The 13,460-nt window shown below is 41.7% G+C and carries 14 protein-coding genes; 6 read left to right on the top strand and 8 right to left on the bottom strand.

Annotated features, from left to right (window positions below):
• Positions 1 to 122 precede the first annotated feature (122 nt).
• Positions 123 to 1,232, top strand: a complete 1,110-nt coding sequence (locus tag KA713_10835; protein ID UXE64999.1) for a DoxX family protein — start codon at positions 123 to 125, stop codon at positions 1,230 to 1,232.
• A gap of 86 nt (positions 1,233 to 1,318) precedes the next feature.
• A complete protein-coding gene (locus KA713_10830) occupies positions 1,319 to 1,822 on the top strand; it encodes a shikimate kinase (protein ID UXE64998.1) in 504 nt (167 codons plus the stop codon).
• Here KA713_10830 and KA713_10825 read toward each other — a convergent pair.
• A complete protein-coding gene (locus KA713_10825; GenBank protein ID UXE64997.1) occupies positions 1,819 to 3,510 on the bottom strand; it encodes a hypothetical protein in 1,692 nt (563 codons plus the stop codon). The genes KA713_10830 and KA713_10825 overlap by 4 nt on opposite strands.
• 36 nt (positions 3,511 to 3,546) lie before the next feature.
• Positions 3,547 to 4,701 carry a hypothetical protein gene (locus KA713_10820; protein ID UXE64996.1) on the bottom strand — a complete coding sequence of 385 codons (1,155 nt, stop codon included), beginning with the start codon at positions 4,699 to 4,701 and terminating at the stop codon, positions 3,547 to 3,549.
• 167 nt (positions 4,702 to 4,868) lie between these two features.
• Here KA713_10820 and KA713_10815 point away from each other — a divergent pair, with 167 nt between their 5' ends.
• The 3 genes from KA713_10815 to floA all read left to right on the top strand — a co-directional run bounded on the left by KA713_10815 (position 4,869) and on the right by floA (position 7,893).
• Positions 4,869 to 6,347, top strand: a complete 1,479-nt coding sequence (locus tag KA713_10815) for a proline--tRNA ligase (protein UXE64995.1) — start codon at positions 4,869 to 4,871, stop codon at positions 6,345 to 6,347.
• An 87-nt stretch (positions 6,348 to 6,434) separates the two neighbouring features.
• On the top strand, positions 6,435 to 6,905 hold the full coding sequence (locus KA713_10810) for an NfeD family protein (protein ID UXE64994.1): 471 nt from the start codon (positions 6,435 to 6,437) through the stop codon (positions 6,903 to 6,905).
• Positions 6,906 to 6,915: 10 nt separating this feature from the next.
• Positions 6,916 to 7,893, top strand: coding sequence for a flotillin-like protein FloA (gene floA, locus KA713_10805; protein ID UXE64993.1), 978 nt, complete (start codon positions 6,916 to 6,918; stop codon positions 7,891 to 7,893).
• Between the two features lie 238 nt (positions 7,894 to 8,131).
• On the opposite strand, the gene KA713_10800 is transcribed toward floA, so the two are convergent.
• Genes KA713_10800 through KA713_10785 form a run of 4 tightly spaced genes read right to left on the bottom strand, consistent with a single transcriptional unit; the run spans position 8,132 to position 11,545 of the window.
• Positions 8,132 to 9,598 (bottom strand): potassium/proton antiporter, encoded by a 1,467-nt coding sequence (locus tag KA713_10800; protein ID UXE64992.1) that lies wholly within the window; start codon positions 9,596 to 9,598, stop codon positions 8,132 to 8,134.
• A gap of 27 nt (positions 9,599 to 9,625) precedes the next feature.
• A complete protein-coding gene (locus tag KA713_10795) occupies positions 9,626 to 10,030 on the bottom strand; it encodes a cytochrome c (protein UXE69103.1) in 405 nt (134 codons plus the stop codon).
• 47 nt (positions 10,031 to 10,077) lie between these two features.
• Positions 10,078 to 10,776, bottom strand: coding sequence for an SCO family protein (locus KA713_10790; GenBank protein ID UXE69102.1), 699 nt, complete (start codon positions 10,774 to 10,776; stop codon positions 10,078 to 10,080).
• Positions 10,757 to 11,545 (bottom strand): MOSC domain-containing protein, encoded by a 789-nt coding sequence (locus KA713_10785; GenBank protein ID UXE69101.1) that lies wholly within the window; start codon positions 11,543 to 11,545, stop codon positions 10,757 to 10,759. The genes KA713_10790 and KA713_10785 overlap by 20 nt, the downstream gene beginning before the upstream one ends.
• A gap of 55 nt (positions 11,546 to 11,600) precedes the next feature.
• Here KA713_10785 and KA713_10780 point away from each other — a divergent pair, with 55 nt between their 5' ends.
• Entirely contained in the window at positions 11,601 to 12,278 is a 678-nt protein-coding gene (locus KA713_10780; GenBank protein UXE64991.1) for a Crp/Fnr family transcriptional regulator, read from the top strand.
• A 63-nt stretch (positions 12,279 to 12,341) separates the two neighbouring features.
• Here the strand turns inward: KA713_10780 and KA713_10775 are convergent, their stop codons facing one another.
• Both KA713_10775 and KA713_10770 read right to left on the bottom strand, forming a co-directional pair.
• Positions 12,342 to 12,929: a TIGR04282 family arsenosugar biosynthesis glycosyltransferase gene (locus KA713_10775; protein ID UXE69100.1), complete on the bottom strand. Its 588-nt coding sequence runs from the start codon at positions 12,927 to 12,929 to the stop codon at positions 12,342 to 12,344.
• A gap of 284 nt (positions 12,930 to 13,213) precedes the next feature.
• Positions 13,214 to 13,453: a hypothetical protein gene (locus KA713_10770; protein ID UXE64990.1), complete on the bottom strand. Its 240-nt coding sequence runs from the start codon at positions 13,451 to 13,453 to the stop codon at positions 13,214 to 13,216.
• Positions 13,454 to 13,460: the final 7 nt, after the last annotated feature.

The raw sequence follows: 13,460 nt of genomic DNA, 5'->3' as shown, positions 1-13,460 counted from the left end.
AAGTGTTCAAAGATGATAATTTTATTCTGCTCGATTAAATAAACGCAATTAACGAATCATTAAGAACCAAACGTGGCTAATCCTTTGTTTTTCTCTTATTTTTGAGGATACATGAATAGATTATGATTCAAAAAATTTTAGACCAATTCTCTCGCTTTTTTGTAGGCACACTTTTCATTTTTTCGGGGCTGATTAAACTCAACGACCCCATCGGTACGCAAATCAAAATGGAAGAATACTTTGAAGTGTTTACCGAAGATTTTGGTTCGTTCTTCCACTATTTCATTCCGTGGTCGCTCGAGATTGGCATGATCATGATCGTGTTGGAGTTGGCCATAGGTTTGGCGATACTTATTTACTGGCGCATGAACCTCACCACGTGGACACTTTTGTTGCTCATGATTTTTTTTACCTTTTTAACCGGCTACTCTGCCATCTTAGAAAAAGTGACCGATTGTGGATGCTTTGGCGATGCAATCAAGCTTACTCCGTGGGAGTCATTCATCAAAGATTTGGTATTGATGATTTTTGTGTTGCACCTATTTTGGTACAGAAAAAAATACAAGCCTGTTTTGCGAACGCGCGAAGGCCATGCCGTGATTATTGCTACTGTCGTGATTTCTTTTTTCGTGGGTATCTATGCGATCGATCACTTGCCCTTCATCGATTTTAGAGCATACAAAGTAGGGAACAACATTCCCGCACAAATGAAACCAACGGAGCAACCCGTGATTGAATACACCTTTGCCAAAGATGGTAAAGAGGTAAAATCGACTCAATACATGATGGAGCCCGGTTATCAATATGTGTCATCCAAAGTATTGAATGAAGACAAAATCAAACCAAAGATTACCGACTATGCTGTAAGCAGCCCAGAGGGTGAAGACCAAACACAGTATACCTTTGAGGGCAACCGGTTGTTGATCGTGATCAGCGATCTGCGAAAGTCTTCCGTTAAGAATATCACCACCCTTCGCGAACTGACCAAACAACTAGAAGGAAAAGTAGACTGTTTTATTGTGACGGCATCAACTGCGGAAGCAATGGAAGCTTTCCGCCACGAAAATCAATTGGCTATACCTTATTATTATGCAGATGCTACGGTGTTAAAAACAATTATCCGCTCAAACCCTGGTATTGCTTTGTGGAAAAACGGAACAGTGCTGGGCAATTGGCATCACAACGATACACCGAGTGCTGTTGAAGTATTGGATTTGATTACAAAAATGTAATGTGAAGATGTGTCAATTTGAAGACTTGAAAATTCGCGCTATCCAGCCATATTTAAATTGGCTCATTTTCAAATTTTCAAATTAAGATGAAGATATACCTCATTGGTCTTCCCGGCTCAGGCAAAACTACGTTAGGCAAACAATTGGCAGCCCAGTTGAAGATCGATTTTGTTGATTTGGATACAGAAATAGAAAAATCTGAAAAGAGAGCTATCGCGGTTATTTTTAAAGAAGCTGGTGAAGATTATTTTAGAAGCAGCGAGGCCACGGAGTTACGCAAGTGGAGCCAGGGCCAGAATAATTTTGTGATGGCCACGGGCGGAGGGGCACCCTGCTTTTTTGATAATCTCGAATTAATGAACCAAACAGGCACAACTATCTTTTTAGACGTGCCTGCCAAAGAAATTGCCAAGCGCATTTCAAGCCAATCCGACACCCGTCCACTGTTGTTGGATTTGAATTTTGAGCAGCTAAAAGATAAGATCGAGTTTTTGAGAAGTCAGCGAAAACCTTTTTACAGAAAGGCGAAAGTGATTGTGAAAGGAAGCTCGATCCAGATCAGTGATGTGATGAATGAATTGAGAAGTTAGAAGGGAATGCCCACCGTAAACATCACACGAGTAGTTGCATTGGAGTACGTGTAGTTAGGCGCAGGAAAATTACTAAGAGAATAAGGTAAATAATAGCCGTCCCCTTGCGTTTGTATCACTGCCATATCTACAAAAAATTTGGCCGTTCGGTAGCCAATTCCACCGGATATTGAGGAAAGATTGGTGAGTGAATAATTAATCCTATTAGTGGGTTTATTGGCATATGGATTATCCATTATGCCGTATCCCGCACGAAAACGAAAATTTTTGTATCGATATTCCCCACCGATGCGAATGTTTGTTGCCGATTTAAATCTGGAGGAAACGGTTTTGTTTACGTCCAAACCAGCATCAATGGATAAACTGTAGAGTTGCTCGCTAAAACTGCTTGTCGATGCGTTGGCATAATTGACTAATTCTACATCGGCAGTTATGAAACCTTTTTTTGCAATAAAAATGGCTGTACCAAAAGTAAATCTTCCGGGAGTGCTTAGACTATAATTTACAGGATCTGGAGTTGTTATGGCTCTGCTTATCACCTTTCCTGAGTTTGTTCCACCCTCATTTGTATCAAATGTTACTTCTTGTAGAATAAATGAACCGTCTCCGTAATAATCGAAATTATTCCAACTTGATTTCATAATTCCTGAGTAGGAATCAGTAAGTTGATAGGACGTTCCAGTAACATAAGACGTTCCAAATTGTACAAAGTCCAATGGCTTAAAGATTGCACCGATCGTTAAGTTAATTCCAGATCCAGTTGTTGTTCTTTTTTCATTTAAGGTAAAATTGTTAAAGCACTTGATGCAAGGTCTAATGTCGCCTGTTGTCTGTCCGCTAAAGTCCTCATAGTAGGTCTTGTCATATTGGTATCGAACGGAAGTAATTCCGAGGCCAGCACCTAAGTATAATTTATCTAATAAATTGGCACCATACGAAATGTTCCACTGATTTTGTGCCCCACTTGTTTTTATGGTTTCTTTTTGAAAAGGAGAACCTCCGAATAGATCGCTAAAATAGTCGGTTCCATTTTTAGTTAGAGGACCAAATAGGTAGTTATTATACCCTAAATAAGCTTGAGTATTTACATTGTCACCGAAGCCAGTAGCAACGTTAGGGGCGTTTGGGTCGAATTTTGGATCAAACTGATCTTTTGAATAGCCTGTGGAAACATCCAAAAAATAATTAATCATAGAGCTGCCATTGTTTTGACCATTGTATTGCATGGAGCCATTAAAGTCATTGATGCGATTAAGTGTAATGGCAAATGTTCCTCCGTAAAAAGGCTCCCGGTCTGTGTTTTTTCCTGATCCGAACACGATGCTCAATCCGGGTAAGCTTACGTTTGAACTAGAAGAGGAAGAGCTATTTTGGTTGGTTACTAAATTTCCTTGCTGCACTTCATACGTTGAATAATTTCCACTCGCATTTTGAAAAGTGATAGCAGGTGTTAAGCTAAATTCATTGCGATTGTACATACCCAATCCTGCTGGGTTCGAAAGAGCAGAACTGAAATCTCCGCCAAGGGCTACTTGTGCCCCACCCATCGCCTGAATTCGCGCGCTACCACCTGCATTCTGACGCGAAAACAATAAAGCTTGTTCAATGAAATAGTTTTGGGCTAAGCTTACTTGAGAAAAGAACGCACCAATAACACTGAGGCAAAGCCCCCAACTTTTAAGCTTCATGCTTACTTTTTTTTGGAAGATTTTTGAGACTAACCGTTAATCACGACCTCTGCGAGATCCACCACCTCCGCCACCTCCAGCTGAGCCTCCTCCACTAAATCCACCACCACCTCCGGTAGAGAAAGAGCGGCCACTTGAATTGCCCCAGCCATTATTTTGATTACTGTTCCAGCCGTTGCTATTGTTCCAGCCATTATTGCTGTTGTTGTTATTCCAACCGCTGTTCCAAGCATTTGTGCTTTGCGTTGGGCGCGAGTTCCACGCGGTGCCATTATTTTGTTGAACATCATTTCTCCAACTTCGATTATAATATTCTTGAGAGGCTACTCTGCCTCCAGCATTGCTTCCGCCCGTGGCATCGGTACGATAATATCGCTCCACTTCTGCATTACGAGCTGATTCGGCTCTAGGCCTGTCAACCACCACCACAGTATTTCCTCCATACCAACCATTCCCCCAGGTATTCCATCCTCTATTATAAAAACTGTTCATTCCCCAAGGATTTCCCCATCCTCCATAAAACGAATTCATTCCCCAGCTATTGAATCCCCAAGGATTATAGAAGCTATTTCCAAAACCAAACATAGGGTTGCCCCATCCACTTCCAAACCCAAATGATAAACCGGGTTGATAGAAACCGTTCATTCCATAACCACCCCAGTTGTTCATCATAAATGGATCCATGTAGGGGTTCATGTAAGGATTCATCAAGCCCATGTTATTAAAACCCCAAGGTGAGAAACCCATTCCCATTCCGCCCATGCCCATCATACCCATTCCACCCATCATCCCGTAAGGTGAGCCGAAACGGTTGTAACCCATAGGGCCACCAAAACCATTGTAGGCCATATTGCTATTATTGTTCAAAGATTGGTTAACTGCCGTAGGTTGATAGTTGGCACTGAAATAAGAAACATTGTTTCCGGTGGTTGCCACCGTGCCTACTTTCGATCCTGAAATATATTCTGGATTAACTCCCCTAGAAGAATAGCTGTCTGTAGGGTTTATCACCGGAGCAGACTCGCTCTCCAAAACACGCTTTGAAAGGGAGGCCACCTCTACTTGCCGCTTTGCATTTTCTGCAACGCGGTCTTTTGAGGTAAAGTACATGTCATCGATTTCTTCTTGCGCAAAAACGCTTGCGCTCATTGCAATTGCCAACAAAGAAAACAAGGCTATTTTCGTTTTCATAATCTTAGATTTAATGGTATGTAATCTTAGTAACGTAAATCTACTCAATTTAGATGTTTTAAGTAACAATTTTTGTGCTAAATCTATTCGGGCTCTGTTACTTGGCCATTCAAACCTATATTTGCTGCCTGTTTATTAAAATTGCATTAAAATCGACTTAAAATTCAATGGGAAAGGAGATTACTAGCCGTGCGCAAGATTATTCGCAATGGTATATTGATTTAGTAAAGAAAGCCGATTTGGCAGAAAACTCTGACGTGCGCGGTTGCATGGTGATTAAGCCCTATGGCTATAGCATTTGGGAAAAAATGCAGCAGGCACTTGACAAAATGTTTAAGGACACCGGGCACGTGAATGCTTACTTTCCTTTGTTTGTGCCCAAAAGCATGTTTGAGGCAGAAGAAAAAAATGCCGAAGGATTTGCGAAAGAGTGTGCCATTGTTACCCATTACCGACTAAAGACAGACCCGCAACGTCCGGGGAAATTGATGGTGGACCCCGAAGCAAAATTGGAAGAAGAACTGGTGGTGCGCCCAACCAGCGAAGCCATTATTTGGAGCACGTATAAAAAATGGATTCAATCGTATCGCGATTTGCCGTTGTTGATTAACCAATGGGCCAACGTGGTGCGGTGGGAAATGCGCACGCGTTTGTTTTTGCGCACGGCAGAATTTCTTTGGCAGGAAGGGCACACCGCACATGCCACCAAAGAAGAAGCAATAGCCGAGACCGAACAAATGTTGGATGTGTATGCCGAGTTTGCAGAAACCTTTATGGCGATGCCGGTGATTAAAGGAAGGAAATCGGAAGGCGAACGTTTTCCTGGTGCAGTGGATACCTATTGCATTGAAGCGATGATGCAAGATGGCAAAGCGTTGCAGGCAGGCACATCACATTTTTTGGGTCAGAATTTTGCCAATGCCTTCGATGTAAACTTTACCAACAAAGAGGGGAAGCTTGAAAAGGTGTGGGGCACCTCGTGGGGTGTAAGTACACGTTTGATGGGTGCGTTGATTATGGCGCACTCGGACGATGATGGTTTGGTGTTGCCGCCTAAGTTGGCACCCATTCATGTGGTCATCGTTCCGATTTTCAAAAATGAAGAAGAGTTGAGTAAAATTTCTGAGGAAGCGAATACAATTGCGGCTGCGTTGCGTAAACAGGGCTACTCAGTAAAGTTTGACAACCGCGAAAACCTAAAGCCAGGATTTAAGTTTGCCGAATACGAATTAAAAGGTGTGCCCGTGCGCATCGCCATTGGCCCACGCGATTTGGAAAACAAAACGGTGGAAGTGGCACGTAGGGATACCAAAGAGAAAAACATTATGAAGATGGCGGAGATCATAGAGGCCATTCCTACATTGTTGGACGATATTCAATCGAACATTTATAAAAAAGCATTTGCTTTCCGCGAGCAGGCAACTACGCGCGTGGATAGCTATGAAGACTTTAAAAAAGTGCTGGATGATAAAGGAGGTTTTGTGATGGCACATTGGGATGGCACTGCTGAAACCGAATCGAAGATAAAAGACGAAACAAAAGCAACTATCCGCTGCATTCCATTGGATGCCAAAGATGAAAATGGCGTTTGTGTGTATTCTGGAAAACCATCGAATAGGAGAGTGGTATTTGCGAGAGCGTATTAAGAGATAATGGATCAGCGTTAAGGCTGGCCTATCAAGTTTAGGTAAATTGAGTAGCTTTGAACTTAAATCAACCTTCGTAAATCAACAATGGCCGAGTGGACAACCATCATATCGCTGTTAGTTTTTGGTCTTCTATTAGTAGTGGTGGAGGTTGTTTTCGTGCCGGGCACTACCATCGTTGGTGTTGTTGGTTTTTGTTTTTTAATTGCTGGGGTCGGACTGAGTTTTAAATATTTTGGGGGAGAGATCGGTTGGGTAACGTTTGGTTGTACTTCTGTTGCTTGTGGTGGATTACTTTACTTTTCTTTTACCACCAATGTTTGGAAGCGGTTTTCGCTAAAATCATCCATCAATAGCAAAGTAAACGAAGGAGAGTTAGATCAGTTAACCGTTGGAATGGAGGGGAAAGCATTGTCGGCTCTAAGGCCAATGGGTAAAGCGGAGTTGAACAATCAAATTGTGGAAGTAAAAACAAGTGGCGACTACTTGGACAGTGGAAGTCGCATTCGGATCGTTAAAATTGTATCAAATCAAATAATTATAGAACCTATTCATTAAAATTAAAACTATGGATTTAGTATTTATTCTCATCGTGTTCGGTTGCATTGTTGCATTTTTCTTATTCACGTATTTTGTACCTGTCGGCTTGTGGATAACAGCCATTTTCTCAGGTGTAAGGGTGAGCATTGGCCAATTGATTGGTATGCGCCTTCGTAAAATTCCGCCCAGCATTATTGTCAATTCGTTGATTACAGCTACCAAGGCGGGCATTGCTTTAACACCAAGCGATTTAGAGACTCACTACTTGGCAGGTGGCGATGTGCCTAACGTAATTAAAGCATTGATCTCAGCCGACAAAGCAAACATCAGTCTGACTTTCAAACAAGCCACTGCCATTGACTTGGCAGGTCGTAATGTATTTGAAGCAGTTCAGATTTCGGTAAACCCGAAAGTAATCAATACGCCAAAGGTGGCAGCCGTAGCAGCCGATGGTATTCAATTGATTGCTATTGCACGCGTAACCGTGCGTGCTAGCTTGGCGCAATTGGTAGGTGGTGCAGGTGAAGAAACAATTTTAGCCCGTGTGGGTGAAGGTATTGTTACCTCTATTGGTCAAGCTGCTTCGCATAAAGAAGTATTGGCCAACCCTGATAAGATTTCCAAACTTGTTCTTTCTCGAGGATTGGATGCCGGAACGGCTTTTGAAATTCTTTCTATTGACATTGCCGATGTAGATGTGGGTGCTAACATAGGTGCAAAATTGCAAACCGATCAAGCTGCTGCTGACTTGCGTGTAGCCGAAGCAAGAGCGGAAGAGCGCAGAGCTATGGCGGTAGCCGTAGAACAAGAAATGAAGGCAAAAGCACAAGAGGCGCGTGCAAAAGTTATTGAAGCAGAAGCTGAAATTCCTAAATCAATTGCACAGGCATTCCTGAATGGAAATTTAGGTGTGATGGACTATTACAAAATGCAAAATGTGCAAGCCGATACCGAAATGAGAAATTCAATTTCGGGTACGGGTAAAGGTTCACAACCAACCAAATAAATTCCGAGCGTTAGCGAAGGAATCTGTCAATAAATTGAGGGCGAGCAGAAATGTTCGCCCTTTTTGTTGCACTCAGAAGTCAATACTGGCGCGGCCTATTGTGATAATAGCTACTTACTTGCCGACCCCAATCAAATGACTGATTACTGATTTACCAAATTCATTCCAACCGATTATCACCACGTGGTTTTTATAGTTGGTGCAATGGAAGCACAGCATTCTTAAATCAAGATTGAAGTTAAGAGGCTTCAAAACTCGAGGTCACCTCACCAACAGTTTCTTTAGTATCCACCAATATCAGTAAATGGTCATTTTGCTCAATCACGGTTTCGCCATTGGGGCTGATGTATTCGCTGCCGCGATGGATGAGTACAATGAGACATTTTTTTGGCAGACCCAGTTGAACTACCCTTTTGCCAATTGCTTTTGATTCCTTGGCGATGTCTAATTCTAGCAGTTCTCGTTTCGAATTATCTTTCAACTCCAAGTCAATTGGGAATTGTCTTTTTAGCCCTGAAGGCACTGAAACATGCAGCCACTTTGCTATTAGGCTGAGTGTACTGCCTTGCAACAGCACTGAAATTCCAGAAATAAAGAAGACCAAATTAAAAATTGAATGAGCATATTCAATGCCTGCAACCAACGGAAACGTGGCGAACACAATAGGCGCAGCTCCACGCAGACCAACCCATGAGACAAATATTTTCTTTCTTATGTTCAAGTCTTTTGAAAACGAAAGACAAATGAATACAGCAAGTGGGCGAGCGACTACTATCAAGAAAATGGAAAGTATTAGGCCTTCCCACATGATGGGAACCACCTGTGAGGGAAACACCAATAGCCCGAGCGTTAAGAACATGATTATCTGCATTAGCCACGCCCATCCATCAAAAAATTTAATCAAACTTTTTTTGTGAACCACATTGCCATTGCCAAGGATAATGCCCGACAAATACACAGCCAAAAATCCGTTGCCGCCCATGCTGTCAGTAAAGGAAAATGTAAAGAAAATCATCGACAGCACTAACACTGGATAAAGTCCCTCAACATCCAGTCTAATCCTATTGAGTATAAACACCATTAACCGCCCGCTGCCAAAACCGCAGGCCGCCCCCAGAAGCATTCCATTTAAAAACTTAGGAAGCAAAAAAATAATGGAGGTATTGGGTTCTTGTACCAAGTCTATAAATGCAATCGTAAGAAAATAAGCCATGGGGTCGTTGCTGCCACTTTCAAATTCCAGCAACGGGCGCAAGGTGCCTTTGAGCCCGATGTTTCGAGTGCGCAGAATAGAGAAAACGGCAGCTGCATCGGTAGATGAAACAATAGCCCCAAGAAGCATACCAGTCATTAAAGGTATTTTTAACAACCAACTGGCAAACCAACCCACGCTAAGCGCGGTCACCAGCACGCCAATGGTTGCCAAGGCGATACCATTTTTCAAAACAGGTCGTATGCTTTCGGTTTTGGTATCCATACCCCCCGAGAACAGAATAAGCGCCATTGCGATGATGCCCAAAAATTGAGTGCTTTTAGGGTCATCAAAGCGAATTCCTCCTACTCCGTCAGAGCCGGCTAGCATGCCGATCCCCAAAAACAAAAGAAGGGTGGGAATGCCTAAACGAAACGATGTTTTACTCGCGACAATGCTGACAAACAGTAGCAACGAACCAAGCAACAGTATGTTCTCTAAGCTAATGGACATGGCATGGTTAACTAGTACTAAGATAACCTATTTTGGTTCACACTTTTTCAATGCATTTTCTACGCTTGGTATTTCTATTATCCCACGCTGGTGTTCCCATGAGTTGTAGATATAAGTGGCGATCTCAGCAATTTCAAGTTCTGTTAGGGAAGGAATCCCTTTCATCTCCTTGTTGTATTTTTTGCCATTTACAAGCAGCTCGCCCCACACTCCATTTCTCATGATGCAAATCACTTCTTCGAAATGTTGATCCATGTAGTCTGATTTGTTTAAAGGAGGGTATAGCCGACCCAATCCTCCTCCATTTTTTTGATGGCAATTACTGCAGTTTTTTAGGTATAGTTGCTCACCTTGTACAAAGTATTGTTGAAACTTCGTGTCCTTGTTGGATGATTGACCACAAGCCGCAAGGTGTACGCAGCCGTATACTATCCAAAAAAAGACATTTAAAGTTGGATGTTGGATGTTGAATGTTGAATTCACAATCTTCGCAATCTTTTAATGTCAACGATCAATCGATTCACTTCGTCCTCTTTAGTACCATCGTATTTTCCTCTGATTCTTCCTTTTTTATCAATGAGAAGGAATGCTCCGCTGTGAATAAAACCATCGGGTTCTGTCTTATCCTCCATAGCGGTGGCAAAGTAGCTGGTTTGAGCTATTTTGTAAATCGAGTCTTTCACTCCCGTTACAAAATGCCAGCGTTTAGTTTCCACATCTAGCCTCTCCGCAAAATCTCGAAGTAGGGCAACGGTATCGTATTCGGGGTCGATGGTGTGCGAGAGGATAAGTACATCAGGCATTTCTTGGGTGGCTTCGTAAACGCGCAACATTTGGGTTTTCATAATCGGGCAAATGGTGCGGCAGCTTGTAAAAAAGAAATCTGTCACATAGATTTTATCTTTGAAAGTTTCGTTGGTAATGATGGCACTATCTTGGTCTACAAAACTGAATTTGGCAATGGTATGATAAACCGTGTCAGTACCGACAACTTCTCGTTGACCGAAAATTGGCAATGGCTTTTCTTTTCGGGTGCAGCTTGTTAGAAGAAGTAGGCAGTAGGCAATTGGCAATAGACATAGTTTCCAGTTTCCTGTTCCTAGTTTCTGTTTGTTGCCGATAACCGATAGCCAGCAACCAGTAACCAACAACCAGTAACTATTCAACAACAATTTCATCTCCTTCCTGTATTTCATCATAATCAATTGCTAAAACATTTTGCCCAAAATAGATTTTGTTTTCTTTTTTGCGATAGGAGGCCAAAGTGGCCAATGGCTCTTTTCCTTGTTCACCGGTTTGCTGATTAATAGTGGTGAGCACACAACGGCTGCAAGGCTTCACGCCAACAAATTTATTTTTTCCAACCGAAAAATTTCGCCACTCGTCTTCCTCGTAAGGTTTGCCTCCTGTGAAAACGAGATTGGGTCGGAAGCGATTCATCGGAACAGGGCTTTGCAACCGGCTGTTCAAATCATTCAGTGAATTTTGGCCAATAATTAAAAGCGGGTATCCATCTGCCAAGCTAACATGTTCTTGGTTGATATGATAACGTTCATCTACCGGCCTTGGATTTATTTCAGGAAATTGAACCAGCTTGCAACCGAATCCTAATTGTTTCGAAAACCATTCACTTGCTTGGTGGCTCACTTCCAATACGATTACTTCATCGTCCCACACTTTTGATAGAATGGGTTGGCTTAGCAGTTCATTTTCAAAAGGCAAGAAAAAAGTATTTGCGTTGTGTACTATTGTAAATCCACTTTTTTCAACCGAAAGCTTAAACATAGCCATTTGATGATGTACCCGCTGCGTCAAGAAACCATTTTGTTCATCCACCAACATCCAACGCCTATCGTATTGTAGGCCTTTCTGCATTACCTTTGCTGATGTGAGTCGAATGCCACCCAATGACTTGATGGGATAAATCCAAATTTCGCTTACCTTCAACCCTTGCATGAACTAATTTTACAAAATTTGTGCTAACATAGTCAATAAGAAAGAAATGACGAACTCTGCAGCTCTTTGGTATTTTGAAAGTGTGAATTTGTACAACATTTTATGCCCGCATAAAGTGAAATCGATGGCCGAGAAGCATACGTTTAACCACTACAAACGAGATGAGTTTATTTATTTTCCCGATGAAACGGCCACTCATATTTACATGATTGTGAATGGTCGCGTGAAGCTTGGGCATTATTTGGAGGACGGAAAGGAAGTAATCACAGCCATTTTATCTACAGGTGAAATTTTTGGAGAATTGGCCTTGGCAGGCGAAGATAAGCGAAGAGATTTTGCCAGGGCGATGGATGCCTGCACAATTTGCCCATTAAGTTTGGAAGAAATGAAAGATTTGATGAAAGAAAATCGTGAGTTGAGTTTTAAGATGTTGAAGTTTGTGGGCTTGCGCCTGATGAAGTTGGAACGCAAATTAGAACTACTCGTCTTTAAAGATGCCCGCACACGAGTGGTGGAGTTTATTAAAGATGCGGCCAGTTGGAAAGGAAAGAAGGTAGGCTATGAAACCTTGATACAAACGAAACTTACTCACCAAGATATTGCTTCGCTCACGGGCACTTCGCGCCAAACGGTAACAACGATTTTAAACGATTTGAAAGACAAGAATCTAATCAACTTTGACAGAAAGCGGATTTTAGTAAGGGATTTGGAGGCGTTGAGGTAGAATTTTCACGAACACCGATTCACAGGTTTAATTTTTTGATTTAAAGTTTTGAGCAGATTAGACTTAGAATCCAGCAGGTAAATCTTTCTCTTCATCCACATCTGCCAAGGTCTCTAAAGAAAAATGACTTAGGTTTAGGTTTTTGAAATCACTAATCGTGTTTGAGCAAACAGAATCTGTGCTCCAATTTTTGTTTTGGAAAAATGCGGGGTAAAGTTTTTTCATTCCCAGTAAATAATAACCACCATCGGTTGCTGGCCCAATCACCGTATCGTGCGTTTCTAATTCACGAAAGGCCTTTTCAATTATTTCAGTAGTTAGTTCCAAACAATCTGTGCCGATGATGCAAATGGATTGATAGCCTGCTGCAAAACCTTCAGCGAAAGCATGGTGCATTTTTTCACCTAAGTCAGAACCTGCTTGTGCTTGTTTTTGAAAAATTCCCTTAGGCCAAATGTCTTGCGCCTCCACAATAGAAGAATAGTAAACAGTTTTGATGCACTTCAAATTTGTCGTAATGTTTTTTGTGTGCTCTGCAAGTTTAAAGTAAATCGCTAATGCCTTTTCGTCACCTATTGTTTTTGCCAAGCGGGTTTTTACTTTTCCCAGTTCAGGGTTGCGGTAGAAAATGAGGAGAAGTTGTTTACCCATACTTAAGAATTTAATTCTCTTTGGCCCTGATCGAGTATCGAAAAAATTTAGAACGAAAAGTTCTGTATCTGTAAATCGATAAAAGAGTCGATTGTGCTTGGTGAGCAAAAACCCACGAATGTTGCGTTCTTGATTTTCTAGTGTTCCTAATTCGGGATTCTCAGAGATGAGCTGAGTTATATCGTAAGTTCGCTTAATGAAATTTCTAGTAACACGGTCACCCCATTCTAGTTCTAGATATTCTAAAATTGTATTGAATTTGTAGTTGGCTCGTTTCGTCCAAACTATTTCTCTAACCATTTACTGTGTTGGCTTTTAACTTGAGCGTGACTAATTAAGTTATCCGCATTAAAACTCTCTTCGTAGGAGAGTAATAGCTCATCTTTGTCCTCTTTGCTTAGTTCATTCCAAAGTTCGCCTGTTTGATTGAGGTTCAGCCTTTTAATTAATTCAAGATATCCCTTCAAGACATTTTCATCTTTAATTTCATCTATGAGTTTATGAAGAGTCTCTTTGGTATTCATATTGGAA

Source organism: Chryseotalea sp. WA131a (assembly GCA_025370075.1).
In the GTDB taxonomy this organism is placed as follows: Bacteria; Bacteroidota; Bacteroidia; order Cytophagales; family Cyclobacteriaceae; genus ELB16-189.
The sequence above is the reverse complement of the archived record's forward strand: the minus strand, read 5'-3'. Positions and strand labels throughout refer to the sequence as shown.